We start from the raw sequence: 26,915 nt of genomic DNA, 5'->3' as shown, positions 1-26,915 counted from the left end.
GATCAAATGAGGTCGCGTTATGAAGTATTCATTAGCTACAATAGAACACGCAGTGGAAACACTCAAAGCCGGTAAAATGGTTATTTTAATGGATGATGAAGATAGGGAGAATGAAGGAGATCTGGTTGTGGCTGCAGAGTATGCTACGCCAGAAGCAATTAATTTTATGTCTCGTCATGGTTGTGGATTGATCTGCTTATCGATGGCGGATGAATTGATTGATAAATTACAATTGCCAATGATGGCGCAAAATAATAAATCACCTTATGGCACAGCATTTACCGTATCCATAGAAGCAGCGGAAGGTGTCTCAACGGGGATTTCAGCTAAAGACAGGGCTCAAACAATTAAAGTCGCAATTAATCCTGAGAGTGGTCCAACTGACATCATTTCTCCAGGACATGTTTTTCCCTTACGTGCTAGAAAAAAAGGCGTTTTGGAGCGACAAGGTCAAACAGAAGGTAGTGTTGACTTGGCAAAGCTTGCTGGTTTAACTCCTGCTGCGGTGATTTGTGAAATTATTAATGAAGATGGTACCATGAGTCGCCGTGATGAATTGGTTTCTTTTTCCAAAAAACATAATATTCCTCTGGTAACGATTAAAGATTTGATAGAATACCGAATTCGCCATGAGGTGTTGGTCAACTCTGCTGCTTCAACACGTATTCCTTTGCAGAATAAAGGTGATTTTAATATGACCGTGTTTGCAAACGAACTTGATAATGCAGAACATTTTGCTTTGGTAAAGCCACCGGTGTTTGCGAATCGAGTACCTTTAGTGCGTATTCATTCAGAGTGTATTACAGGTGATATTTTGGGTTCCTGTAAATGCGATTGTGGCAATCAATTGGAAAAATCTTTGGCATTGATTGCCGCTGAAGGTGGTGTTTTAATTTATTTACGTCAGGAAGGACGAGGAATTGGTCTAGCGAATAAACTAAAAGCTTATGCCTTGCAGGAGCAAGGGTGGGATACCGTTGATGCGAATCATCAATTAGGTCTTCCTGTTGACAGTAGAAATTATGCTATTGCCTATCAAATACTCAAATATTTTGGTATTGATGCAATAAGGTTATTAACCAATAATCCTTCAAAAATTGCTGCTGTGGATCGTTATGGAATAAAGGTTATGGAGAGAGTGCCTTTAGAAATAGAACCTACTAAGGAAAGTCACAGATATTTGAAAACTAAAAAAGAGAAACTGGGACATTTATTGGCGATAAATTAGGTTGATTTTGTTGATATTTTTGTAGCCTGGGTGAAGCGAAGCAGAACTCGGGGAATCTGTAGAAGGAAACTCCGGGTTCTGCTTCGCTTCACCCAGGGCTAGGCTACAATAAAATCCGAATTTTCTATTTCTCTACCGAACAGTACTTAATTAGCAGGATACAAGGTCAATTATGACAAATTTTATTTTTATTACAGGTGGAGTGGTCTCTTCCTTAGGAAAGGGTATTGCAGCTGCGTCACTTGCTGCGGTTCTTGAGGCACGTGGTCTTAAAGTAACATTGATTAAGCTTGATCCCTATATTAACGTTGATCCTGGAACTATGAGCCCATTTCAGCATGGTGAAGTTTTTGTGACCAATGATGGTGCAGAAACGGATCTGGATTTGGGGCACTACGAGCGTTTTGTAAATACGACAATGACAAAGCGTAATAATTTTACCTCAGGGAAAATCTATGAAAACGTCATTAAAAAAGAAAGAAGAGGCGATTATTTAGGGGGTACAGTTCAGGTAATTCCCCATATTACCAATGAGATCAAACGATGCATCAAATTAGGTGCCGATGGTTTCGATGTGGCAATGGTTGAAATTGGCGGGACTGTAGGAGACATTGAATCATTACCTTTTCTTGAAGCAATTCGTCAAATGCGCATTGAATTAGGCTTACAAAGAACCTTATTTATCCATCTGACTTTAGTACCTTATATTGCTACTTCAGGTGAGACAAAAACAAAACCAACTCAGCACTCAGTGAAAGAACTACGCTCTATAGGTATCCAACCTGATATTTTGATTTGTCGCTCGGAAAAAGCGCTGGCTATGTCTGATCGCGCTAAAATTGCTTTGTTTACCAATGTGGAGAAAGAAGGGGTTATTCCGCTTGAAGATGCGCCCAGTATTTATCAAATTCCAAGAATATTACATGAGCACGGGCTTGATGACATCGTTGTGAAAAAATTGGGTCTCGAAGTAAAGCCTGCCGATTTAAGTGAATGGGATTGTGTGGTGGCAATGCGCGCCGCTCAAACCATGACTGTAAAAATTGCTATGGTAGGTAAATATATTGAATTGAATGATGCATATAAATCCATTAATGAAGCTTTGCTGCATGCTGGACTTCATACTCAAACTAAAGTTGAAATTGTTTATTTGGATGCCGAGTTAATTGAAAAACATGGAGCTTCGCTTTTGGATGGTATCGATGCCATTCTTGTTCCAGGTGGTTTTGGGGAGCGTGGAGTTGAAGGCAAGATCAAAGCAATCCAATATGCCCGAGAGCATAAAGTTCCTTTCTTGGGAATTTGTTTGGGAATGCAAACCGCGGTCATTGAATTTGCCAGAAATGTTGTTGGTTTAAAGGAGGCGAACTCCACTGAATTTAATAAAGATACTCCATATCCTGTGCTTGGTTTAATCAGTGAGTGGATGGATGCAGATGGCTCAAAACAGCTTCGTGATGAACAAGGTGATTTAGGCGGTACAATGCGTTTGGGCGCGCAATTGTGTCAATTGGAAGAAGGTACGCTCGCACGCAAGGTCTATGAAAAGCCACAAATTATTGAACGTCATCGTCATCGCTATGAAGTCAATAATAAATATGTTGAAAGCCTGGTTGAACATGGATTAATTATCTCTGGACGCTCAGCAGATAATTCTTTAGTTGAAATGGTCGAATTATCTGATCACCCCTGGTTTTTGGCATGCCAATTCCATCCTGAATTTACATCAACTCCGAGAGCAAGCCATCCACTGTTTAAACAATTCGTGCTTGCTGCTCGAGAGAAACATCAAGGAAAAAATTAAGAATGAAATTATGTGGCTTTGAAGTAGGTTTAGATAAACCTTTATTTTTAATTGCTGGACCTTGTGTCATTGAGAGTGAAGAACTGGCTTTTGAAACAGCAGGTTATTTAAAAGAAATATGTGTTCAATTGCAGATTCCGTTTATCTATAAATCCTCGTTTGATAAAGCAAACCGTTCTTCTATATCCAGTTATAGAGGCCCTGGTTTTGAAAAGGGATTGTCCATTTTGGAAAAGGTAAAAAACCAGGTGGGCGTTCCTGTTTTAACGGATGTTCATGAAGACACCCCTTTGCTGGAGGTATCCAGTGTAGTTGATGTGTTACAAACTCCGGCCTTTTTATGCAGACAGACCAATTTTATTCAGAAAGTCGCGTCAATGAATAAACCGGTTAATATCAAAAAAGGGCAATTTCTCGCTCCTTGGGAAATGAAACATGTAATTGCCAAGGCAAAATCATGTGGTAATGAGCAGATTATGGCGTGTGAGCGTGGTGTGAGTTTTGGGTATAATAATTTGGTTTCAGACATGCGTTCTTTAGCCATTATGCGTGAAACTGGATGTCCTGTTGTTTATGACGCGACGCATTCCGTACAATTACCTGGAGGAAACAACGGAGTTTCGGGAGGGCAACGTGAATTTGTTCCTGTTCTTGCGCGTGCTGCTGTAGCAGCAGGTATTTCAGGATTGTTTATGGAAACCCACCCTGATCCGGATAAAGCCTTGAGTGATGGTCCAAATAGCTGGCCCCTGGCTAAAATGAAACCTTTACTTGAATCACTAAAGGCGCTTGATGCAGCATATAAAAAGACAGGAGAAATTGAGTAATCAATTTCTTCCTTGCAAATCCTATAGCATTATGGGCAATAGATGGAGGTTAATTTATACTAAAGCAAAAAAAGAAATTGAATTACGGAAGCAAAAAAGGCAAAAATGGAATTAGAGTGGAAAGATGATCCAGTTAATAATAAGGTTGAATTAGATGAGCTCAAAGCCACTCAGGGTGCAGTGGATTTACCAACGGAATTGAAAGCCAAAATAGAACATTTAGGCCCTAAGGATGATGGTTTTTTGGAAACAGAAGAACTCAAATACACCTCTAATAAACCAGCGCCTTAATGGTACTTTATTCTGATTTTACTGTGTTTTTATTTTCTCACTATTTTTTAAATTTTGTAGCCACTTTTCTCTATTTTCTTTTCCCATGTCGTCCTTCTTAATCACATAGTGCAAAAGATAAATTCCTTGATCATCTTTGAGAAACATTTCCAATTCATCTTGAACTTGGTTTTGTGGTTTCTCTATTCTTATTTCAAGTATTACTCTGTTCTCCGTATCCTCAAGGTAATTCACAATAGGTTGGTACCCTAAGGATTTTATATTTTCAACCATGGTATTTGCGAATTGTTTTAGAGACATTTTTTTCTGTAGTCCAGGAAAAAATTGACTTGTAACTAATTCATGCCAATGATTAATATCGTCACCTGCAGGAATGTATTCAATTGTTGTGCCAATTGAACTTTTATTTCCCCAAGCCATTTGCCAAGGGCGATCATCAAATACAATTTTTAATTGTTCATAGTTTTTTATTTCAGGATCAACAGCCTGCGTATCAGTTTTTGTTGCATCACAATAAAGAACACCTCTATAGAGGTAGTATTGCACGCATTGAGTATCATTTTTCGGAGTGACTTTAACTAAATTGTCAAAAGAAAATGAAGCTGCTGCGATTGAGTTCGAAATCACGAAAGTCGAAAGAAGTAGAATCAGTCTGCCGATTTGCTGCATGATGAATCTTTTTTAGGGGAGGTCTATAAAGAATAGCTTATAACTATGAAATAGTTAAGATGAAGATGGAGCAGGGTAAATAGTTTGTTTGAGATGTAAGTGACCTCTCCCAGTTGGAGAGAGGTTTTATAGGGTTCAACAAATCCTAACTCAGTTCGCCCATGGTAGATACCGCATGGTAGCCAGCATCTACATGTACTACTTCACCAGTAATACCCGAAGCAAGATTAGAGCATAAAAATGCCGCAGTATTACCCACTTCTTCAATAGTAACATTTCTATGGAGTGGGGTAATGTTGGCATAAGCACTTTGGATTTTACGGAAATCTTTAATTCCAGCAGCAGCAAGTGTTTTGATGGGACCTGCAGATATGGCATTGATACGGATACCTTTAGAGCCTAGACTTGATGCTAAATAACGTACAGAGGCTTCAAGGCTTGCTTTGGCAACGCCCATAACATTGTAGTTAGGTACTGCTTTCTCAGCACCATAGTAAGTTAACGTTAAAAGAGAACCTTCGGTACCTTCCATCATGGGTAAAGCCGCTTGTGCTAAACCTATTAGGCTGTATGCACTGATGTCATGAGCGATTTTAAAGCCTTCGCGAGTGCAGGATTCTACGAAATCTCCACTAATTTGATCTGCTGGGGCATAAGCAACGGAATGGATTAAGACATCCAAATGATCCCAATGCTTGCGAAGATTAGAAAAGAGAGCATTGATTTCTTCATCATAGGCTACATCGCAGGGAAAGGTTAGTGAAGAGTTGAATTCTGCTGCCATTGTTTCCACACGTTCTTGCAACCGTTCATTTTGATAAGTAAACGCTAATTCAGCTCCTTGCTCATGAAATGCTTTGGCAATACCATAAGCAATCGATCTATTACTAGCCAGACCAATAATGAGTGCTTTTTTACCTGCTAAAAATCCCACCATTCCCTCCTCAAATTAATTAGTGTGTGACGCTAACAATTCACGCATCTTAGCTTGAATCATTTCAATAGCAATCCTGTTTTCTCCTCCGCGAGGAACAATGATGTCAGCGTAGCGGCTGGATGGTTCAATAAACTGTAAGTACATAGGACGTACTGTTGTTTCATATTGATGTACTACCGATTCAAAAGTTCTATGCCGTTCAACCACATCTCTTTTTAAACGTCGGGTTAAACATACGTCGAGAGGAGTGGACATAAAAATTCGAATATCCATTATTTCTCGCAATTCTTTATCGCTAAAGAGTAAAATACCCTCAAGAATAATGATGGCATGTTGGCCAACTGTTCTGGTTTCAGGCAGACGCATGTGCTTGGAGTGAGAATAAATTGGAATTTCGATAGGCGTTCCATCTCTTAATTGACGTAAATGTTCGCAAAGCAAAGCATGATCAAAAGAATCAGGGTGATCATAGTTAACTTTTTCTCTTTCAGGGAAAGGCAAATGGCCATTATCTTTATAGTAAGCATCTTCAGAAATAACCACTACTTGTTCTGAGCCAAGCTCATTAACAATGGTATTTGCTAAAAGACTTTTTCCTGATGCAGAAGGGCCAGAAATCCCAATAATTATCGCTTGCTTATTCATGATGATATCGCTAGAAATTTCGTGCAAATACTAAAGCTTTTTCGTGTTAAATTCAATCTTTATATTAGGTCGTACTTACAAAACTACTGGTTTTTTTAGAGTAATAAAACACACTCTCCTCTTAGTATAAGTTTAGCTGATTTCGATATTTTTTTGATATTCAAGCTTGGCAGCAGCGAAGCAGAACCCGAGAGCTGAGATAAATCATTCCTGGGTTATGTCCTTGCCTTCACCCAGGAATTTCTATATAAAAAGCCCTTTTTTAATTAAAAGCCTGTACTACTTCTTGCAAAGGCTGACCCACAGCTGCAGAGGGTTTTTTTATCATAAGAACAGCAGATAAAGTGGGTGCAATATCAGGTGTGTAAGTCGGTCGAAAAATACGTTGTGCTTTGAAATACGGGTGAACGAAGAGTAGAGGGACATAACTGTCATATTGCCAAGGACCGCTATGAGTTACGCGATCTTTACTTTTAGTACCATATGATTGATTGGGAGGTTGAATGAGGTAAATATCCCCAGAGCGATCTGGATAATACATTTTGTTGACTTTAGCGTTCAGCCAGTCTTTTTGTATATCAGTAATTGGTAATGCATATGCTTTGAATATTCCTGGTTGCTGTGTTAAAGCATGAGCAAGATAATTTTTCACTTCATTCAATTTCAGCTTATGCTGACTTATGACTTGATGATTGAGATAGATATAAGGCGGCGTAATCGACATCAGAGTTTCTTCTGGAAGTGCATATTGTTCATTTAATACAGTACGAATGTATTGTTCCATTTGAGGGATATCAATGGGCTTAATTTCAGTCATATGATGCGCCTTGAGATAAGTTGGCCCATCATTTACGCCATGATCTGCTGTAAGAACAATGAGGGTATTTTTTAGACCCACTTGTTTATCAATAACTGTAAGAAGATGTGCTAAAGTTTTATCCAATTCTAATAAATTGTCTTCGGACTCAAGACTATTTGGACCAAATTGATGGCCTATCGCATCAACTGCGGAGAAACTGATACCTAGATAATCTGTTTTTCTGGGAGATTGTCCTAATCGTTCTTCAGTTAAAAGATGCTCTGCGAAATCTGCAGTTAATTGGTCGGCTTTGGGAGTTCTAGATAAAGATTTAAAAAATTCAGGACTTGGAGCTTGTGTTACATGATGTGGAAAAGTTTGACCAAAAAGCTCATCTTCATGATGGAACACAGGTGAGTTGGTATTTTGATATTCTGCTTTTGCTCGACCAAGAGTCCAATCATAGTTTTGCGGATGGTAGTTTTCGTTCCAATTTTTAACCCATTGAGGGTATTGATCGTAATAGTAAGAACTGGTAATAAAACCACCATTGGTTGTATCAAACCAAAAAGCTTTGCCCGCATGGCCTGCAAGGGTTATTGCAGAGCGATCTTTTAATGACACTCCAAAGGCACGTCCTTTTTGGGAGAGTATGAGCTCATCACTTAAGGTTGAAGTATATAAGTTCTTAGGAGAACGTCCCGGAGTAATAATGCGTGTATGAGGAGTATTTAATATATTGGTTTTTAAATCTTCCATGCAATAGATTGGTTGCTGTGATTTTCGGTCATACCATTCATTATTTACAACACCATGTAAGGCTGGAAAACTTCCTGTTGCTACAGTCGCATGCCCTGCGCACGTTGTTGTGTTAGCATGTGGATGATGGGTATTATGATAATCAATGGCATTGCTTAATAAATAATTAAATCCTCCTTTACCAAATTGCTGTTGATGTTGTTGAATTAAATCGCCGCGTAATTGATCAATAACCAGTTGAATAACCAATTTGGGTTGATTGATTTGGGCATAGGTGTTTAAAGCGCTTAGAAAAAGAAAAATGAAGTAGTATTTCTTCATAGCTCATCCTGTAGGACAAAAGTGTAAATTAATCAACAGGACAGTAAAAAGCAATCAAAAAAGGTAAATATAAAGCTTTATTCCAATTTCTTAAGTCTTTCGGCATTGATTGTAAACAAAAAAAAGATATCTGATCAATCTTGAGTATGCTCTCTATGTTATTGACTTTAAAGATTAAAAATTAATTAAGAAGTAAAAAGAAAATGCATGACTGGCTTTGTGAATTAGTTTAAACTTCCCCTTGGAGTAAATTTTACTAATCCCGATTCATGGAGTTTAAGGAGAGCAGAAATGGGTTTTAAGTATGTTGACTATGATACATTATCGAAATATATCAGGGAGAGTATTGCAACTGAATTAAAAAGTCATAAGCTCGATGCAAGAAATTTACCGAAAGCATTAAGAACTCTTTCTATTAAACATCCTGATCGTGCAATTCAGTGTAGGTATTTACTTGCAGTTCTTAACTGTCTTGATAAATCCAGTAGCCCGGAAAAAACAGGGATACTCAATGCAGCCGCTTTTTATGTCCGTGAGCAAATTTTTAATAGTTATCAAGGAACTGTAGCTTCATTTTTCTTGTCTCCCGAGAACAGTACTTTATATAATGCATTAACTACTTCGCTCAATCTCACCCTGGAAAATTTTCCTCACTCCCAAGATTTGCTCGAAATGTACGATGCTCTTAGTAAATTCATGCATGCACATGTATATGTCGATTCAGATCCAAGCAAAGGGTATCTGGATTTAAGTAAACAACCTTTCTCAAGTCAAAAAATTAAGAATTATAAAGTAGAAAAAGTCCTAAAAGACTTGGTTAAAAAAGTGGCCAACTTTAAGGTGGAGCAGATTGATCAGACTACTGATAAAAAAATAAAGAACCGTATGGGGCTATTTGCAGATAAAGCTATTGAGCCTTCTTCATCTCCATCTGAGATTGTTGTAGAGAAAGTATCAATCCATACACCACTATAATTAGGCTGCAAAATTTGTAGTCTGAGTGCAGCAAAGCAGGGTTACTTGTTCAAGTATCAAATATCAGAGTCTGCTTGTTCTGCCCAGACTATAAATAAAATTACAATTGGAGCTCGGATGTTTTTTTCTGCTGTTCTATAGGGTAACCCGACATTGCCCAATCGATAATACCCCCATCAACCGAATAAACTTCTTGATACCCCAAGTCCATTAAGGATTGCGCAGCAAACAAAGAGCGTATTCCACCTTTGCAATGCAAATAAACGGGTTGATCTTTATTAGGGATTGTCGCTGCAATAGATGATGCAATGAGGTCTTTAGGAATATGGATCGCCCCAGGTATATGAAACTCTTGCCACTCGTCCAATTCACGAACGTCAATCAAACAAAGAGTGGAATTATTAGTCATTTTTTCTTTTAGTTGATGCACATCGATGGTTTTAATATTAGGCTTGTTCATAGCGAACCTCTCTGATTGTCGGTCTTGTAAGTGTGGAGTGGTGCAGCAACCAATAAATTGTTGCCGTGATCACACCCCCTATTAACGTTGCAAATGCCCAGGTGGCCGCAGAAACCAAAACTGGTTTTTGTCCCATACGATTCATGTTTCCTGCATCATGGGCGACGGCACCAGCAAAAATCAAATGTAAAATACCATTGATCAGCATCATGATATATAAAAAAGTTTGTATTTGTGTGGAAAATTGTTGCACTAGCTCATTGAACATGAATAAAGTTCCTTTAGTTTGTCTAATCAATGTTTGTTGGACATTTAAGTCCAACAAAACTTATTCCGTTAGTAATATTATGCAATTCAGTTGCTCACCAAACTCAATATTAATAAAGATTATATTGAGGATAAAATCTAACCTGCAATATAATAACAGAAATCAATAAGATCTTTTATTTCTGTGTTAACCCCGGTAACATCGTCGAAAAGAATAAAAAGAGAGAAAGCATGAATGTTCATGAAATCCCTGTACCCCATTTGACTACAGCACATTCTGGCCCATTGTTTCATGTGGAAAAAATTGTTTTAAATCAAATAGCAGCTATTGAAGCATGGTTTAGACACCAATGGAAAGAAACTCCTCCGCCATTAACTTCATCTGTTGACTTGCGGCATGCCGGATTTAAACTGGCGCCTGTAGATACTAATCTATTTCCAGCCGGTTTTAATAATTTGAATCCGGAGTTTCTCCCCTTATGCATTCAAGCCGCACAATCGGTATTAATCGATTATATCCCTGATTGCACTAGAATTTTACTGATTCCTGAAAGTCATACTCGAAATAAGTTTTATTTAAAAAGTCTTAATGTATTACGAACTATTTTTATAAGAGCTGGATTTGTAGTTCGTATCGGCAGTTTAGATCCTGAGCTTAAAGAACCTACTGAAATTGTTCTTGACAGTGGAGAAGTGCTCTTGTTAGAACCCATACAGCGTCAGGGAGATCGAGTGGGTCTGGCTAATTTTAATCCATGTTTTCTCATGCTGAATAATGACTTGTCCCAAGGGGTCCCTGAAATTTTGCAAGGAATACAGCAAAAAATAAGGCCTACAGCACAATTAGGTTGGTTTTCGCGATTAAAATCCAACCATTTTAATTTTTATGATGAGATTGCTACAGAGTTTTCCGAGTTGGTAGGAATGGACTCTTGGTTAATCAATCCTTATTTTAGTGCCCTCGAGGGTTTGGATTTTATGGCTCAGGAGGGTATAGACAGGTTAGCAATTGAAGTAGAGAAAATTCTCACTTTAATGAACGATAAATATGCAACCTACGGAATCAAAGAGAAGCCATTTGCTGTTATTAAAGCAGATAATGGCACTTATGGTATGAGCGTGATGATGGTGCATAATGCTGAAGAAGTACGTCAATTAAATAGAAAACAACGTACTAAAATGTCTGCCAGTAAAGGCGGTCGCAAAGTAGACAGGGTAATTATCCAAGAGGGCGTATATACTTTTGAAACGATGCCAAACGGTTCTGTTGCTGAGCCTGTAGTTTATATGATTGGTCAATTTGTAGTAGGTGGATTTTATAGAGTCCATCAAGAGCGCGGTATTGATGAAAATCTGAATGCGCCGGGCATGCATTTTGAGCCTTTAGCTTTTGCTCAGGCATGTAATATGCCTTGTGATGATTTAACTGAATTGGATGAGTCTAATCGTTTTTATGTTTATGGGGTTATTGCTCGATTGGCTGCACTTGCTGCGGCAAGGGAAATTGCAGCGATTGGAGGTGAATAATGAAACTTGCAGTGTTGTTGGATCCTTTAGACCAACTGAAGCCCTACAAAGATACAACTCTGGTTATGATTAAGAGAGCACAAGAGCTGGGTTGGTCTTGTGTTGTTTTTACTCAAGAAGATTTATTCTGCAGGGAAGGACGTGCTTTTGCACAAGTTTATGATTTAAACATAGGCGATGTGCACAGTAAGGATTGGGCGACAACTAAAGACTTATCTGAAAAACCTTTAGGTGAATTTGACATTATTCTGATGCGTAAGGATCCTCCTTTTAATACAGAGTACATTTATACCACATATTTTCTGGATCTCGCAGAACGTGAAGGAGTACTCGTAGCAAACAAGCCACAAAGTTTACGGGATGCCAATGAGAAGTTCTTTACTTTAAATTTTCCTCAGTGCTGCCCAGCAACACTTGTTTCGCGAAATATGAAGAGGTTGAGATCTTTTTGGGAAGAGCACAAGCAAGTTATTTTTAAACCTATGGAAGGAATGGGAGGAAATTCTATATTTCATGTTGAGGAACAAGGGAAAAATTTGGCAGTTATTTTAGAAGTCTTAACTAAAAATCAGACCCAAACTATTATTGCTCAAAAGTATATTCATGAAATAAAAAAATCGGGTGATAAACGTATTTTATTAATTAATGGAGAACCTGTTCCTTATGCATTGGCACGTATTCCTGCGGAAGGAGACTTGCGAGGTAATTTGGCGGCGGGGGCGCGAGGTGAAGTGGTGCCCATTACAAAAAGAGACCGATGGATTTGCGAGCAAATAGCACCTACCCTTAAAGCTAAAGGTTTATATTTTGTTGGTATTGATGTGATTGGTGATTATTTAACGGAAATCAATGTGACAAGCCCAACGTGTCTTCAAGAAATAGAAGCTGAAACAAAACTCGATATTGCGGGTGATTTTTTACGTTGCCTCGAAAAAATATGTCGTGCCTAGTCTGTAGACTTCTATCCTAAGTCTTTTATTCATCTACATAATCACCACCAGTTTCTGCAGCAGCTTCCTGATCTGCTTTCTTATCATCAACATACAAAGCTCCGGTATCTGGTTGAGTACCGGTGATAAGATGATTACGATATTGTAAGTAGGCATCTCTCATGAAGGCATATTTATCTAAAGCCTCATCCATTATGCTATCAGTATCTAACAGTTGCGCACGTAAATCTACCACGCGTATAGCAAGCAGGCTGTAAACTAGAGTATCTTCATTAATGTAAACATATGGACTGTATAATGCAAATTGAAATAACCATCCTGCTCCATCACGCAGAGTACTTGGTCCTAACAAAGGAAGAACCAGATAGGGGGAGTTTTTATCGCCCCATTTGGCTAATGTAAGTCCTAAATCATTAGAGTGAGGGGGCAGGCCAAAGGTTTTGGCTACATCAAATAAGCCACCCACACCTAAAGAGGAGTTTATAATGAATCGCCAGGAGTCACGAATTGCCCACTTTCCCTCAGCTTGTAGAAGATCATTTCCTACGGTTGGAATAAGATCTAAATTGTTATAAAAATTATTGATACTTTTACGAACAGGTGCTGGAAGGACGGATCGATATACTTTTGCGGAGGGTCTTAAAATTACGTTGTCTAATGCAGTATTAAATTTATATACTTTTCGATTAAAAGGTTCAAAAGGATCGGCGGGATGAGTTCCTTTATGCATACAACCAGTTAAAATGATACCACTGGTAAAACTTATAACTATTGAAATTAATCGCATGATTTTTTTTATTATTTAACTTAACGAAAGATGTTACACGAGTTTAATGCTCTTGCAAACAATCATAGTGAGGACGTTACTTTTCATTTTATTCCTAGAATTTTAGCAAAAAAGTTACAGGTCCATCATTACACAAATGGACCTGCATATCAGCACCAAAACATCCACTTTGTGTATGAGGATATAACTGAGCGGCTCGCGTCATGAGATTATCAAATAATTCTCGACCCAGTTCAGGTGGTGCTGCATTTGAAAAACTGGGGCGCAATCCTTTTTGAGTTTCGGCCATTAAAGTAAATTGAGGTACTAATAATAAACCACCTTGAACTTCTTTAAGGCTTAAATTCATTTTACCTTGGCTGTCGCTAAAAATACGATAATTGATGCACTTATCTAACATTTTATTGATATTATGTTCTGTATCATTGGGTTCAAATCCACAGAGTACCAAAAGCCCCTGATCTATCTTTCCAACGGTCTCACCATCAATATCTACTCGGGCTTGTGTTACTCTTTGAATGACAATCAACATGCATCAAGTCCTTGTTTGGAAATTTCTTTACTCGCATAAATTAGGGCATCAATTATACCCGACTCTCTATCCGAATGTCCCGCATCACGAACTATTCTTAAATTAGAAGCCGGTATCGCTTGATGAAGCTCAAAAGCACCAGCGAGCGGAGAAATTAAATCAAAACGACCGTGTATGATGTAAGTCGGGATGTGTCTTATTTTATGGACATTTGCCATTATTTGATTTTCTTCAATGAAAAAATGATTGTTGATATAATGGGATTCCAATGTTGCAAGAGCCAGAGCAAAATGAGGATCACTGAATTGATCAATAACATATAAATGAGGTTGCAAACTACTGCAACGTGCTTCCCACAAGGCCCATGATTTTGCTGCACTCATGCGTGCCAGTTCATTAGATCCTTGCAGGCAATTGGCATAATATTTGGGAATTTGATCCAGCATGTTTTCAGGGACACTACTAGTAAATTCTTGCCAATAATCAGGATAAACCAGGCTGGCACCATGCTTATAAAACCAATCAATATCTTGTTGTCTCCCTAAAAAAATTTGATGCAGTTGTAGTGCCTTAATTTGTTGGGGGAATTTTTGAGCATAAAGTAATGCAAGCAAAGAACCCCAGCCTCCTCCCGATAATACAAACTCAGATAATCCTAAAAAATCTCTGATGGCATCGATATCATCCAATAATAAACTGGTCGTATTTTCAAGAATTTCCAGGTGAGGAGTAGAGCGCCCAGAGCCACGTTGATCAAAAAGTATAATCCGATAATGTTGTGGATCAAAAAAGCGCCTAAGGTAACCATCCCCAGAAGAGGCGCCTGGACCGGGATGTAATACCACGACAGGCAGACCTTCTGAATTTCCTGTTTCTTCAAGATAGAGTGTATGCAGTTCACTGACTTTTAGTTCATGTTGCGCATAAGGTTTAATTGATGGATAGAGCGAGTGCATTTTAGTCCTTTAGGAAGTTTTGCTTTTAGCATATTGCGTTATTTTGCGCCGTGAAGCGTTTGAAAGCAATAAGTATTCACTTTCAAACAAGGTTTATACTTATAGTGAGTATAGCTCCAATTTTCTTTCGCTTGCGAGAGAGTGGATCTATTAATAGAATACAGCATCTATTTTTCCTGGAATTTATTTATGACACTTGCTGCAATTCTTAAAGGATTGAATGAACGACAACGTGAAGCAGTTACTTCCCCGCTTGGTAATACGCTGGTGCTTGCTGGGGCAGGAAGCGGTAAAACAAAAGTTTTAGTCAGTCGCATTGCTTGGTTAATTGAAGAGGAACATATTTCGCCGCATGGGATACTCGCAGTAACGTTTACTAACAAGGCTGCTGGTGAAATGAGGACGCGATTAAACAGTATGTTAAGTGCTCCTGTGCTGGGATTATGGGTTGGAACTTTCCATGGACTGTGCCATCGTTTGCTCCGTCGACACTATAAAGACGCTAATTTGCCTGAACTATTTCATATTTTAGATTCTGAAGATCAAGCACGTCTGATAAAGCGGGTCATTGGCTCATTAAATCTTGATGCGGAACAATGGCCAGTAAAACAGGCCCAATCCTTTATTAATGGACGCAAAGATGAAGGGGTACGACCTCAACACGTACATACTTCGTCTTATGGGCCAGGTAAAACGTTACTCAATATTTATAGTGCGTATGAGCAAGCCTGTCAGACAGCAGGGGTGATTGATTTCGCAGAATTGTTATTGCGAACCCACGAGTTATTGCGCGATACCCCAGAGATTCTTGCCCATTATCGTCAACGTTTTCAAGCAATATTGGTTGATGAGTTTCAGGATACCAATACAATTCAGTATGCATGGATACGTCTTCTTGCGGGTGAGCATGCTGCTGTTTTGGCTGTAGGCGATGATGATCAATCCATTTATGGTTGGCGTGGAGCCAAGGTTGAGAATATTCAGCAATTTGCTCATGATTTTAAAAACACACAAATTATTCGGTTAGAACAAAATTATCGTTCAACAGTAACGATACTCGACGCAGCAAATGCATTAATTACACATAATAATTCACGTATGGGGAAAGATCTGTGGACAGATGGAGCCACTGGAGAAAAAATTCTGGTCTACAGTGCTTTTAATGAGCTTGAAGAAGCGCGTTTTGTCTGTGAACGAATTATGATGGAAATCAATCAGGGTATAAGTGCTGATGAAATTGCTATTTTATATCGCTCCAATGCTCAATCCAGGGTTTTAGAGGAAGCGTTATTACGTGCAGGAATTGCCTATCGTATTTATGGTGGATTACGTTTCTTTGACCGTGCAGAGGTAAAAGATGCCTTGGCTTATTTGCGCTTATTGGTTAATCCCGATGATGATACTGCTTTTGAGCGCATCGTTAATTTCCCCACTCGAGGTATTGGTGAAAAGACGCTTGATGAGCTGCGTTATTATGCCAAATCAGAACAATGCTCTTTATGGCATGCCGCAAAAACATTACTGCAATCAGGTGAAATGGCGCAACGGGCAGGTTCTGCACTATTAAAATTCATCGAATTAATCGAACAGTTACAACATAATACAGTAGCAATGGAATTGGACGAGCAGTTATCCGTAGTGATTCAGTTGAGTGGCTTGTATGCTCATTTCAACAAAGTCAAAGGGGACAAGTCGGAGTCCCGCCTGGATAACTTACAAGAATTAATCAATGCGGCAAAACAATTTCGTTATGAGCAAGAGGAGGAAGAGGAAATTCCTTTAGTGAATGCATTTTTAGCACATGCTTCTTTGGAGGCTGGAGAAATGCAGGCGGGAGAACATGAGCGTTACGTACACCTGATGACCTTACATGCTGCGAAAGGCCTTGAGTTTCCCATTGTATTTTTAGTAGGCATGGAAGAGGGGATATTTCCAGGAAAACAGTCTTTAGAAGAGCCTGGGCGTTTGGAGGAAGAGCGTCGTTTATGCTATGTAGGCATGACACGTGCCATGCGCAAACTGGTTTTATCTTATGCTGAAATAAGACGACAATACGGGCGGGAAGAATATCATCGGCCCTCACGATTTTTAAGGGAACTTCCTCAGGAATCACTTGATGAGATTCGCGTTAAGGCGAAATTTCAAGCACCAGTTATATCCCGAAATAAACCTTCCGTTGTGCCAGAAACTTCGGGGTTGTCTTTAGGCCAAAGTGTGACTCATGCAAAATTTGGTCAAGGAGTAGTAATGGCAGTAGAAGGTAGTGGGGCCCATACCCGTGTTCAAGTGAAGTTTAGTGAGCATGGGGTTAAATGGCTTGTTTTAGCCTATGCAAATTTAGCTGTTGAAATGCAGTGAGTTAGTTTGAAATGTAGTGGGCAAGCCGGTTTTAATTCGTTATAATTAATGGCTTCGCCCCTGCACCAAGGCTTCGAGAAATCTATATTAACCTTTATAATTGCGATACAAAAATTAATGCAATAACACACTAACTAGGCCTGTTTACAATTCGCCATTTAAGTTCAAAATAGTAGAATTGTAAATAGACCCTATTGAATTTTCTTAAAGCGGATGCTAGGGTGCCGGTTGGAAAGTTGTAGGTATTATGTAAACTATATAAATTAAGGGGAACTGTGTGAAATTTACAAATTTATTAACAGTAGGAGCGCTGGCAGCATCTTTAGTATCACCTGCAATTATGGCAGCAGATACCAATAATACAACTCCTATGTCTGATGCACAAAAAAAAGAAATTGAAAAAGTAGTGCATGACTATTTAGTAGCGAATCCCGAGGTGCTCTTGGAAGCTTCACAAGCGCTGCAACAAAAACAACAACAAAATATGCAGCAGCAAGCTCAATCTGCTATTAAAGAAAATACAGATCAATTATTCCAAGGTAAAACTACGATTGTGGGTAATCCAAAAGGTAATGTGACTATAGTAGAGTTTTTTGATTATCAATGCATTCATTGCAAAAAAATGTCACCAATTATTGCAAGCTTGATTAAGAAAGACAGTGATTTGCGTGTTATTTATAAAGAGTTTCCAATTTTTGGTAAAAGCTCTGAGTTAGCTTCCAGAGCTGCTTTAGCTGCTGGTATGCAAAATAAATACCAAGCCATGCATAATGCATTAATTTCTGTTGACAAACGCCTAAATGATCAAATCGTTATGTCTACTGCTAAGTCCTTAGGTTTGGATATGAAAAAATTTAAGACTGATATGCAAAGCAAAGAAGTAACCGCTATTTTAGATGCAAACCGTGAATTAGCAGAGAAGTTACATCTGATGGGAACTCCCGCATTTATAATTGCCTCAACTCCAAATGGTCAATTTAAAGTAGGTTCTGAGCCATCATTTATACCTGGTGCAGCCAGTGAAGAGTCACTACAAGAATTAATTAAGAAAGCAGCAGGTAATTCATAAGTAATCAAGTTAAATACAAACGTAGCCTGGGTGAAGCGAAGCGGAACCCAGGCTTTTCATGATACAAATTTTTCCTGGGTTCCGCTTCGCTTCACCCAGGCTACGTTGAGATCTTCATGACAAAACCATCTACATTTCAGGACATTATTCTCACTTTGCAGCAATATTGGGCTGCTCAAGGATGTGTAATTTTACAACCTTTTGATATGGAGGTTGGCGCGGGCACCTTCCATCCGGCAACTTTCCTGCGGGCAATAGGGCCTGAGCCCTGGTCGGCTGCTTACGTACAGCCTTCTCGAAGACCTACTGATGGTCGTTATGGAGATAACCCAAATCGTGTGCAACATTATTACCAATTTCAGGTTGTACTCAAGCCTTCACCTATAGATATACAAGATAAATATTTGGATTCATTACGAGCACTGGGAGTTGATCCTTTAGCTGATGACATTCGTTTTGTTGAAGACAACTGGGAATCACCTACTTTAGGGGCGTGGGGTTTGGGATGGGAGGTTTGGCAAAACGGAATGGAGGTATCCCAATTTACCTATTTCCAACAAGCAGGTGGTTTGGTGTGTGCACCGGTAACTGGTGAGTTGACTTATGGTTTGGAACGTTTGGCAATGTATATATTAGGAGTGGATAATTTATTTGATCTGCCCTGGAGCAATACCACAAATGGCATAATCACTTATGGTAATGTGTTTCATCAAAATGAAGTGGAAATGTCTGCTTATAACTTTGAACATGCAAATGTAGAAGAATTATTTAAACAATTTGATTATTATGAAGGCGAGGCACAAAAACTGATTGCATTGCAATTACCACTTCCAGCTTATGAAATGGTAATCAAAGCATCACACTCATTTAACTTGCTTGATGCCCGCAAAGCGATATCCGTTACTGAAAGACAGCGCTATATTTTACGCGTAAGACATTTATCAAGAGCAGTAGCGCAGGCTTATTACCAAGCGCGCGAAGCTTTAGGCTTTCCTATGCTTAACCAAAAGGTGTGTGATGGTCAATGATTTTATTTTTGAATTGGGTTGTGAAGAATTACCTTCTGGTTCAGTTTGGCCTTTGGCCGATGAGTTTGCTAATCAATTATTGGCTGCATTAGATAAAGCACAATTAAGCTATGGACAAGTAAAGCGTTTTGCTACACCAAGACGTATCGCGATTACTATTTTGGATTTGCAAGAAGAACAAAAAAGCCAGAGTGTTACCCGTCGAGGTCCCGCATTAGCTGCTGCATACGACAAAGAAGGCAAACCAACACCCGCTTTACTTGGCTTTGCCAAATCATGTGGTGTAGAGGTAGCGCAACTTTCCCGAATAGAAACAGGAAAAGGGGATTGGATTGTCTATGAAACCCAAAGTAAAGGTAATAAAACCAAAGATTTACTCCCTGTTTTAATCAGCCAATCTTTAGCTGCCTTGCCGATTGCTAAACCTATGCGTTGGGGAGTAGGAGAGGAAGAATTTGCCCGACCTGTACATTGGGTAGTGATGCTTTATGGTGACAAGGTTATAGAGCATACTTTTTTGGGAGTTCAAAGTGACCGTAACAGTAGTGGACACCGTTTTCATCATCCACAACAAATCGTAATTAACTCAGCACAAAGTTATGAATCACAAATGAAAGAAGCATTTGTTATTGCTGATTTTACAACCAGAAAGCAAATGATTAAAAAACAAGTTGAGGAGTTAGCAGCGTCCATTCAGGCTACAGTAATCATGCCCGAAGATTTGCTCGATGAGGTGACTTCAATTGTTGAATGGCCTCAGGCTTTAATGGCTGATTTTGAAAAAGAATTTCTCGAAGTTCCTGCTGAATCCTTAATTGCTTCAATGCAATCACATCAAAAATGTTTTGCTCTAAAGGATAGCCAAAGGAAGTTGCTGCCTCATTTTATTACGGTTTCGAACATTGTCAGCACCAATCCCAAACAAGTAATTTTAGGGAATGAAAAAGTGATGCGAGCGCGTTTAAGTGATGCAGCATTCTTTTTCCGACAAGATAAGAAACTGCCTTTGAGTCAGCGTATTTCGGGTACAGAACATGTTGTTTTCCAAGCAAAATTAGGAAGTTTACAGGATAAAGCGTTACGCATTGAAGCATTAATGACTTATTTGAGTCCTGCTATGCATTTGAACTTACAACAGGCACAACGTGCAGCACAGTTGAGCAAATGTGATTTGTTGACAGGAATGGTTGGTGAATTCCCTGAGTTACAGGGATTAATGGGATATTATTACGCACTCAATGATGGCGAAGATCAAATTGTTGCCCAAGCTTTAAATGAACAATATATGCCGCGTTTTGCTGCGGACAGTTTACCTGAATCGGATTTGGGTTTGGCTTTATCTTTAGCAGATCGGATCGATACTTTGGTTGGTATTTTTGGTATAGGGCAAAAGCCTTCCGGGGTAAAAGATCCATTTAAGTTACGTCGTCACGCTTTAGCTGTTGTCCGTTTACTTAGTGCAACAACAGCACAACTCAATTTAAGTACATTAATTGAACAAGCAATGATTCATTATGGCAATCTGATAACTGTTGAGCCCAATTTACTGAATGAATTGAAATCGTTTATTCTGGAACGTTTACAATCTCATTATCAAAGCCAAGGGCTAAGTGTTGATTTGGTACATGCGGTACGAGCTCGTCAAGATGACTGGTTGTATGATCTGGATAAGCGTTTGAATGCGCTGCAGTTGTTTGTAAAACTGCCTGAAGCAGCCTCACTTTCTGCTGCATGTAAGCGCGTGAATAATCTGCTTTCTCAAGCAGGAAGACAAACTTTGCTACCTGTTAATGAACAACTCTTTGAAGAAGAGCCAGAGAAATTTTTATATGTCCATATCAATCAAATTGCACGCGCAGTAGAACCTTTATATCGTTCTGCTGATTATGGACTATTACTTAAATTACTTGCCAGCCTTAAAGAACCGGTAGATCTTTTCTTTGATAAAGTAATGGTCATGGTGGAGGACTCAGCAATAAAAACTAATCGTTTAGCACTTCTAGCGCGATTGCAGGATTTATTGCAAGGAGTTGCTGATATTTCATTGTTGCAGATTGGATAATTGCCGTAATTTATGTAGTAGATGTAGCCTGGGTGAAGCGTAGCGAAACCCGGGATATATAAATTTTACTTTCCCGGGTTTCGCTACGCTTCACCCAGGCTACAATTGAATAACTCTTGCGATATTATATGGTCGATATTTCAGCAGTAGGTTATGAGCACGAAAACCTGCACGATAAAGCAAAAGCAATTGCAAAACAATTGAATTTTGTTGTAGATAGAAATGCAAGTCTTTGCCTCTTTGTTACTGAAGATAAACTGTCATTAAAAATACCTGGTTTTTCCCCAATCTTTGCTGAATTCAGTGCCGCTTTTTGGAGTAAAAGAAAGTCTGAGGGGAAAAAACAAGGATTAGTTCGTGCCTGCAAACCCTCTCCCGGGCTTAAAATTATTGATGCAACTGCAGGTTGGGGGCGAGACTCTTCCATTTTAGCCAGTTTTGGCGCTGAAGTATTAATGATTGAGCGTCATCCTGTTATGGCTTCTTTATTGTCGGATGCTTTAATTCGCAGAAATGAATCAGAACAACACCCACTGCATTTGATGCTTCATGCTGGAGATGCTTATTCCTATTTGAATTCCTTAACAGAACAAGACTACCCTGACGTTATTTACATTGATCCCATGCACCCCGAACGCAGTAAATCCGCATTGGTAAAAAAAGAAATGCAAGCGTTACAACAAATCATCGGTACAGATGAAGACGCACTGGGACTCATTCAATTGGCGATAAGTCGGGCGAAACAAAAAGTAGTAGTAAAATGGCCGCAAAAAATAAAACCTTTATTGCCTGGAAATGTGGCTGTAGAGGGAAAAACAGTGCGGTTTGATATTTATTTTTCTAATTTTCGGTAATTGTAGCCTGGGTGCAGCAAAGCGGAACCCGGGATTCAGGACTATTTTTCTCCCGGGTTCCGCTTTGCTGCACCCAGGCTACAATACTAACCAAATTCTGCAAGTTCTTCTCGGAGACGTTTTTCTTCAAATAAGTCTTCTATTTTTCTTCTTCGCTCCAATTTAGTCGAAGGATTTGTTTCCGTAGTTAGGGGGGTATCGACACCAAACTCTTCCATCTCGTTAGCTTCTTCATCGAATTCACGAGTATCATCCATAGCTATCTCCTTAGCCTAACCCGTAGTTAATCTTATAAAATAACAGAAATTAGGTTGAGGGAATAGTGGAATTTTTTGAGCATTATTTTAGGTAAACTATCAAGAACGTCATACCTGGTTTTAAAATAAAAAACCAGGTGGCGTTTTAGTTAACTACTGAGAATTTGCTTTATTTTGTCTTCATGTTCATGTTCTTTAGTCAGATCAATTTCTGGTCTATGTTCTTTTCTACCGTCATCTAATTCTTTGCGAAATTTTTGGGTAGTTGTTTCGGAAGATACTGGTGTAGGTACTTTTACTAATTTATCGAGTTTCTCACGTGTTTTGGCTGCTTTTTGATGAAGATCATTCAATTCTTCGTCAGAGAAGAGATCTCTTGGATTAATTTCATTGCCAGCTCCATCTTTTAGATGAATACCTTTTCTTTGCTCTTTTGCATCTTTCTTCTCTTCCCCAGGTAGCGGGGCCGGATCAAAACCCGTTTCAAGTGCTGCTTTATAAGCTTCTCGAGCTCTTGCTTTTTGGGTATCTTTATCCTTGAAATTAATAGTCATGGTGATTGAGTCAAATCCAGAGGCTCTAACTGCTTGAGCCATCGTCAGCATGTCTACTTTAGGTTTTTCCTTATTACTTAAATAGTAAAAAGGAGAAAGTATGCGAGGATGCATTTGTACTGTCCACACACCAGGTTGGTCAGCTGTTCCCTTAGTTTGGTATATCCGAGACCCGGATAGGGAAATGATAAAATCTAAGTCTTCTGCGCGTACGGCAGAGATTGTATCCTTATCATCGCTACTATCTATATAAGCTGTTGTAAGCTCATCTGGACGAGTCATCTGCCTTCGCTTCAGGTTCTCCTCTCGTGCCCGATTCATTTCATCCAACATGTCTTGTTTATCTTGGTCGTTCAGCTGTAATCTCGTCTTTTCTAATAAGACAGAGAAGACCATACGTCTTTGTTCCTGGCCAGCAGCTTTATGGAGTATTCCCTCATTGTCTTTTGCAGTTTTATCGAATTCGGCCCGTTGTTCTTCATGGGATTTTTTTAAGTCTTTGATTAAATTATCTTGTATTTTTTGTATTTCCCCAGGATCGCTAATATTTAAAGCGGTTCCGATTTTCTTCGCTATACCCTCGGCTTTAGCTTCTAAATTTTTTAGTTCTTCTTTTTGTTGAGCGAGTAGTGCGTCTCTTCCGCGAGTAGTAATTTGTTCAAGTTGGCCTCGAAGGTTGTCTATTGTAAGCTCTGGAAATTTCTTCATCCGTTCATGAAAATACTCCATTGAATCTTTATATTGCTGTTGCGCTGCAGTAAAAAAATCTTGGGGTTCTAATATTGATTTGAGTTCATCTCTAACTTCTTTTTTCTCTTTAGGAGTATCGCCTTTGAGTAATTTCTCAAGAGTATCTTCTTCCTCTGGACCGATTTGCGTTTTAAAGCCTGTGTGATCCTGGATTCTTTTATTAACATGGTTATCAAAAGCTTTATCTCCAAAAGTAAGGTCTTCAGATAATCCGACTGTGTCGCGATAGTCTTTATAGATTTTTTCTAGTTCTTCAGGTGTAAATTGTTTTGTAAGTGTTCTAGAATGTAAAAGATTAAAAAATGCTTGTCTAAATGAAGGCATAGATTGTTACCTCAAGAGTTCTCTTTTTTATAAAGTATAACACTTTTATGAAGTATAACACTTATTCATTAAGAGAGGATTAGGTCCAAATCGTCAGGATTGTTAAGATTGGGTAAACACAGCTAATGATTTGAACATGAGATTTTTACCAAATGAAACACTAAAATACTCTTGGCTTGACGGCCATGGGTTGTATGCCTAGTATTTTTCGATGTTCGCGAGAGCCGCACGAATGGTGGCTGGAACAAAAAGGAGCCTATTCCATAACCCTGGGTGACGGCTTTGCCTTCACTCAGGTTATCAATCTAAATAGATCTACCAAGCAGGAATGGCTGAATCGCCAAACAAAGTTTTCGCCTTTTCTTTAACCTCTTCAGAGTTTAACGCCTTAACAAAAAGCTCCAGTTGTGCTTTTTTAGGAGAGTTGCTGCGAATGACAATGATATTGGCATAAGGTGAGCTCTTATCTTCAGTAAATAATGCATCACGTGCAGGACTTAAACCTGCGGGTAAGGCAAAGGTTGTATTGATTACTGCTGCATCAACATCAGGTAGAACTCTTGGTAATTGTGCGGCATCCATTTCTTTGAACTTCAGGTTATATGGATTTGTTGCAATATCTTTTGTGCCAGTATTCTGAGTCGGTTTTAAGGTAATCAGTTGTGCTTTTTCCAATAATTGCAGCGCACGCATCTCATTGCTGGGGTCATTGGGGAGGGCGATTACTGCTTTTTCCGGTAATTCTTTTAAAGAGGTGTATTTTTTGGAATAAATTCCCATTGGGTAAACAAACGTTCTACCTATTGCCTCTAGAGTATATGCATGTGCTTTAACAGCCGTATTAAGATAAGGTAAATGTTGGTAGACATTTGCATCCAAGCTTCCATCTTGTAATGCTTCATTGGGTAAATTGTAATCATTGAAGGTTACAATTTTTATATTTAAGTCGTATTTATTCTTTGCTACTTCTTTTGCTGTTTCAACCAGTTCAGTTTCTGGACCAGCAATGGTTCCTATTACCAAAGTATTTGGTGATGGTTTGTTGCATGCAACAAGACTCAATAATAAAACGCAATAAGCTAAAATACGCATTTAATACTCCAAAAATAATATAGATTAAGGCCTAGTTATGTAAAAAACGTTTTGCTAAATAATCTCCGGCCATTTGAATCAGTTGTACCATCACAATCAAAATGATTACTGTTGATATCATCACTCCAGCGTCAAAGCGTTGGTAACCGTAGTTAATTGCCAAAGTACCCAAACCGCCAGCACCAACAGTTCCTGCCATTGCTGAATAATTGACTAAAGTAATCGCCGTAACAGTAATCGCATGAATTAATGCAGGTTTCGCTTCAGGTAATAAAATATGCAAGATAATTTGTTGGGTGTTCGCACCCATTGCGTAACCTGTTTCGATAAGGCCTGAAGGTAAACTGCGATAAACATTATCTACCAATCGAGCAAAAAAGGGTGTTGCACCAAGTGTAAGAGGTACTATTGCCGCGTTCATTCCAATTGAAGTACCCACTATGAGCCGGGTAAATGGAATAATTGCTACTAATAAAATAATAAAAGGTATGGAGCGTGCCATGTTAATGAAAGCGGATAATGCTTTATACACTTTAGGCATTGGTTTAACATGACTGGACGAATAAAGCCATGTTCCTAAAGGTAGGCCGAGTATAATTGCAAATAAAGTACTAATGGCTACCATATACAGTGTTTCATATGTTGCAATGAATAAATCATATGCCATCGGGAAGGACATAACCTAAAACCTCCACAGTTAAATTGGCTTGTTTACAGCGTTCAATGAATGCTTCAAGTAAAAATTGATGTGCAGTTAATTCAACAACTACAACGCCGCAAGTTACCGTATCATAGCGATCGATGTTGGCGAGCAAGATGTTAATGTCCAGATTTAACTCACGACTTGTTTGACTAATAAAAGGTACCGTTGCTTCTTCGCCCTGGAAGAATAGGCGCAGTAAAGGTTTATCGGTTACATAATCTGCGAGTCTTTTAGTAAGACATTCAGGCAATTGTGGGCTAAGCTGTGCATAAAGCATACTTCGAGCCAGACTGTCTTTTTTATTAAATACACTAGCAAGTGCGGTGGTTTCGACTAACTCGCCATCAACCATTACTGCCAACCGGTTACAAATACGTTTCACTACATCCATTTCATGAGTGATAAGGATTATAGTGATGCCATAAAGCGCATTAATTTTTTTTAGTAACGCTAAAATAGAGTCTGTTGTTTCTGGGTCTAATGCTGAAGTTGCCTCATCGCAAAGCAGAATCTTAGGTGAGCAACTTAAAGCACGAGCTATAGCCACTCTTTGTTTTTGGCCCCCACTGAGTTGTGCGGGGTATGCCAGTTTTTTATCGGTTAATTCGACAATTGGCAGTAATTCTTCAATTTTATTACATATGACCTCTTCGTCAATTCCTTGAATGCGCATGGGGAGCGCAATGTTGTCATAAACGTTTTTTGAGCCGAGTAAATTGAATTGTTGAAAAATCATTGCCATTTTGTGGCGGGCTAAAGCCAAGTCTTTTCTTGAAAGACTTGTTAGGTATTGGTTATCAATGATGACATGACCTTCATCAGGTCGTTCTAGAAGATTAATACATCTTAATAAGGTTGATTTTCCTGCACCACTTTTACCAATGATTCCGAAAATTTCACCTTCTTGGATAAATAGATTAATGTCACGAAGAACCTCTTTACCCGAAAAGGATTTGGATAATCCACTTAATTCAATCATATTATAACCTGAGATTATGCGTGCGGGCAGAGACTTAGAGGAATGTAATCATATCCGCTTTAGCCGTATTTTCAAAAAAGAGCTCCTTTTTTGAGCGTCCGCAAGCTGAATTTCAAATCGACGCCATTGCAATATTATACACAAATTGTTG

At 38.9% G+C, this 26,915-nt stretch carries 26 protein-coding genes; 12 read left to right on the top strand and 14 right to left on the bottom strand.

Annotated elements, in window-relative coordinates:
- Positions 1-19 precede the first annotated feature (19 nt).
- The 4 genes from Ltuc_RS07715 (at position 20) to Ltuc_RS07700 (ending at position 4,150) form a co-directional block, all read left to right on the top strand.
- Positions 20-1,228, top strand: a complete 1,209-nt coding sequence (locus tag Ltuc_RS07715; protein WP_058520700.1) for a bifunctional 3,4-dihydroxy-2-butanone-4-phosphate synthase/GTP cyclohydrolase II — start codon at positions 20-22, stop codon at positions 1,226-1,228.
- Between the two features lie 172 nt (positions 1,229-1,400).
- Positions 1,401-3,032: a CTP synthase gene (locus tag Ltuc_RS07710; protein WP_058520699.1), complete on the top strand. Its 1,632-nt coding sequence runs from the start codon at positions 1,401-1,403 to the stop codon at positions 3,030-3,032.
- 2 nt (positions 3,033-3,034) lie between these two features.
- Positions 3,035-3,859, top strand: a complete 825-nt coding sequence (gene kdsA, locus Ltuc_RS07705; RefSeq protein WP_058520698.1) for a 3-deoxy-8-phosphooctulonate synthase — start codon at positions 3,035-3,037, stop codon at positions 3,857-3,859.
- A 105-nt stretch (positions 3,860-3,964) separates the two neighbouring features.
- The gene (locus Ltuc_RS07700) at positions 3,965-4,150 is read left to right on the top strand and encodes a hypothetical protein (RefSeq protein ID WP_058520697.1); all 186 of its coding nucleotides are present in this window, start codon (positions 3,965-3,967) and stop codon (positions 4,148-4,150) included.
- A gap of 18 nt (positions 4,151-4,168) precedes the next feature.
- Here Ltuc_RS07700 and Ltuc_RS07695 read toward each other — a convergent pair whose 3' ends face one another.
- The 4 genes from Ltuc_RS07695 to Ltuc_RS07680 all read right to left on the bottom strand — a co-directional run bounded on the left by Ltuc_RS07695 (position 4,169) and on the right by Ltuc_RS07680 (position 8,280).
- Positions 4,169-4,819, bottom strand: a complete 651-nt coding sequence (locus tag Ltuc_RS07695) for a hypothetical protein (RefSeq protein WP_058520696.1) — start codon at positions 4,817-4,819, stop codon at positions 4,169-4,171.
- Positions 4,820-4,964: 145 nt separating this feature from the next.
- Complete coding sequence (locus Ltuc_RS07690) at positions 4,965-5,756, bottom strand: enoyl-ACP reductase FabI (protein ID WP_133138365.1); 792 nt, start codon at positions 5,754-5,756, stop codon at positions 4,965-4,967.
- 12 nt (positions 5,757-5,768) lie between these two features.
- A complete protein-coding gene (udk, locus tag Ltuc_RS07685) occupies positions 5,769-6,401 on the bottom strand; it encodes a uridine kinase (RefSeq protein ID WP_058520694.1) in 633 nt (210 codons plus the stop codon).
- 262 nt (positions 6,402-6,663) lie between these two features.
- Positions 6,664-8,280, bottom strand: coding sequence for an alkaline phosphatase family protein (locus Ltuc_RS07680; RefSeq protein WP_058520693.1), 1,617 nt, complete (start codon positions 8,278-8,280; stop codon positions 6,664-6,666).
- Positions 8,281-8,571: 291 nt separating this feature from the next.
- Between Ltuc_RS07680 and Ltuc_RS07675 the strand changes: the two genes are divergently transcribed.
- Positions 8,572-9,255, top strand: coding sequence for a hypothetical protein (locus tag Ltuc_RS07675; protein ID WP_058520692.1), 684 nt, complete (start codon positions 8,572-8,574; stop codon positions 9,253-9,255).
- Positions 9,256-9,355: 100 nt separating this feature from the next.
- Here Ltuc_RS07675 and Ltuc_RS07670 read toward each other — a convergent pair whose 3' ends face one another.
- Positions 9,356-9,715 (bottom strand): rhodanese-like domain-containing protein, encoded by a 360-nt coding sequence (locus tag Ltuc_RS07670; RefSeq protein WP_058520691.1) that lies wholly within the window; start codon positions 9,713-9,715, stop codon positions 9,356-9,358.
- Positions 9,702-9,983 (bottom strand): hypothetical protein, encoded by a 282-nt coding sequence (locus tag Ltuc_RS07665; RefSeq protein WP_058520690.1) that lies wholly within the window; start codon positions 9,981-9,983, stop codon positions 9,702-9,704. The genes Ltuc_RS07670 and Ltuc_RS07665 overlap by 14 nt, the downstream gene beginning before the upstream one ends.
- Before the next feature lie 230 nt (positions 9,984-10,213).
- Between Ltuc_RS07665 and gshA the strand changes: the two genes are divergently transcribed.
- On the top strand, positions 10,214-11,509 hold the full coding sequence (gshA, locus tag Ltuc_RS07660) for a glutamate--cysteine ligase (protein ID WP_058520689.1): 1,296 nt from the start codon (positions 10,214-10,216) through the stop codon (positions 11,507-11,509).
- Positions 11,509-12,459, top strand: coding sequence for a glutathione synthase (gene gshB / locus Ltuc_RS07655; protein ID WP_058520688.1), 951 nt, complete (start codon positions 11,509-11,511; stop codon positions 12,457-12,459). Before gshA ends, gshB begins: the two co-directional genes overlap by 1 nt.
- Positions 12,460-12,484: 25 nt before the next feature.
- Here the strand turns inward: gshB and Ltuc_RS07650 are convergent, their stop codons facing one another.
- The 3 genes from Ltuc_RS07650 to pip all read right to left on the bottom strand — a co-directional run bounded on the left by Ltuc_RS07650 (position 12,485) and on the right by pip (position 14,734).
- Positions 12,485-13,246, bottom strand: coding sequence for an MlaA family lipoprotein (locus Ltuc_RS07650; protein ID WP_058520687.1), 762 nt, complete (start codon positions 13,244-13,246; stop codon positions 12,485-12,487).
- Between the two features lie 94 nt (positions 13,247-13,340).
- Entirely contained in the window at positions 13,341-13,778 is a 438-nt protein-coding gene (gene dtd, locus Ltuc_RS07645) for a D-aminoacyl-tRNA deacylase (protein ID WP_058520686.1), read from the bottom strand.
- On the bottom strand, positions 13,772-14,734 hold the full coding sequence (gene pip / locus Ltuc_RS07640; RefSeq protein WP_058520685.1) for a prolyl aminopeptidase: 963 nt from the start codon (positions 14,732-14,734) through the stop codon (positions 13,772-13,774). Before pip ends, dtd begins: the two co-directional genes overlap by 7 nt.
- A gap of 189 nt (positions 14,735-14,923) precedes the next feature.
- Between pip and uvrD the strand changes: the two genes are divergently transcribed.
- The 5 genes from uvrD (at position 14,924) to Ltuc_RS07615 (ending at position 22,105) form a co-directional block, all read left to right on the top strand.
- On the top strand, positions 14,924-17,092 hold the full coding sequence (gene uvrD / locus Ltuc_RS07635; protein ID WP_058520684.1) for a DNA helicase II: 2,169 nt from the start codon (positions 14,924-14,926) through the stop codon (positions 17,090-17,092).
- Positions 17,093-17,369: 277 nt separating this feature from the next.
- On the top strand, positions 17,370-18,161 hold the full coding sequence (locus tag Ltuc_RS07630) for a DsbA family protein (protein ID WP_058520683.1): 792 nt from the start codon (positions 17,370-17,372) through the stop codon (positions 18,159-18,161).
- Between the two features lie 116 nt (positions 18,162-18,277).
- Positions 18,278-19,189: a glycine--tRNA ligase subunit alpha gene (glyQ, locus tag Ltuc_RS07625; RefSeq protein ID WP_058520682.1), complete on the top strand. Its 912-nt coding sequence runs from the start codon at positions 18,278-18,280 to the stop codon at positions 19,187-19,189.
- Positions 19,179-21,251, top strand: a complete 2,073-nt coding sequence (gene glyS, locus Ltuc_RS07620; RefSeq protein ID WP_058520681.1) for a glycine--tRNA ligase subunit beta — start codon at positions 19,179-19,181, stop codon at positions 21,249-21,251. Before glyQ ends, glyS begins: the two co-directional genes overlap by 11 nt.
- A 128-nt stretch (positions 21,252-21,379) precedes the next feature.
- Positions 21,380-22,105, top strand: coding sequence for a class I SAM-dependent methyltransferase (locus Ltuc_RS07615; RefSeq protein WP_058520680.1), 726 nt, complete (start codon positions 21,380-21,382; stop codon positions 22,103-22,105).
- A gap of 86 nt (positions 22,106-22,191) precedes the next feature.
- Here the strand turns inward: Ltuc_RS07615 and Ltuc_RS15525 are convergent, their stop codons facing one another.
- The 5 genes from Ltuc_RS15525 to Ltuc_RS07595 form a co-directional block, all read right to left on the bottom strand.
- Positions 22,192-22,362, bottom strand: coding sequence for a PA3496 family putative envelope integrity protein (locus Ltuc_RS15525; protein WP_165480985.1), 171 nt, complete (start codon positions 22,360-22,362; stop codon positions 22,192-22,194).
- A 149-nt stretch (positions 22,363-22,511) separates the two neighbouring features.
- Complete coding sequence (locus Ltuc_RS07610; protein ID WP_058520679.1) at positions 22,512-23,990, bottom strand: hypothetical protein; 1,479 nt, start codon at positions 23,988-23,990, stop codon at positions 22,512-22,514.
- 315 nt (positions 23,991-24,305) lie between these two features.
- Complete coding sequence (locus tag Ltuc_RS07605; RefSeq protein ID WP_065236210.1) at positions 24,306-25,082, bottom strand: MetQ/NlpA family ABC transporter substrate-binding protein; 777 nt, start codon at positions 25,080-25,082, stop codon at positions 24,306-24,308.
- Positions 25,083-25,113: 31 nt separating this feature from the next.
- Positions 25,114-25,761, bottom strand: a complete 648-nt coding sequence (locus tag Ltuc_RS07600; RefSeq protein ID WP_058520678.1) for a methionine ABC transporter permease — start codon at positions 25,759-25,761, stop codon at positions 25,114-25,116.
- Positions 25,739-26,764 carry a methionine ABC transporter ATP-binding protein gene (locus tag Ltuc_RS07595; RefSeq protein WP_058520677.1) on the bottom strand — a complete coding sequence of 342 codons (1,026 nt, stop codon included), beginning with the start codon at positions 26,762-26,764 and terminating at the stop codon, positions 25,739-25,741. Before Ltuc_RS07595 ends, Ltuc_RS07600 begins: the two co-directional genes overlap by 23 nt.
- Positions 26,765-26,915: the final 151 nt, after the last annotated feature.

The organism is Legionella tucsonensis (assembly GCF_001468035.1).
GTDB lineage: Bacteria > Pseudomonadota > Gammaproteobacteria > Legionellales > Legionellaceae > Legionella > Legionella tucsonensis.
This window is presented reverse-complemented; position numbering and strand designations above follow the sequence as displayed.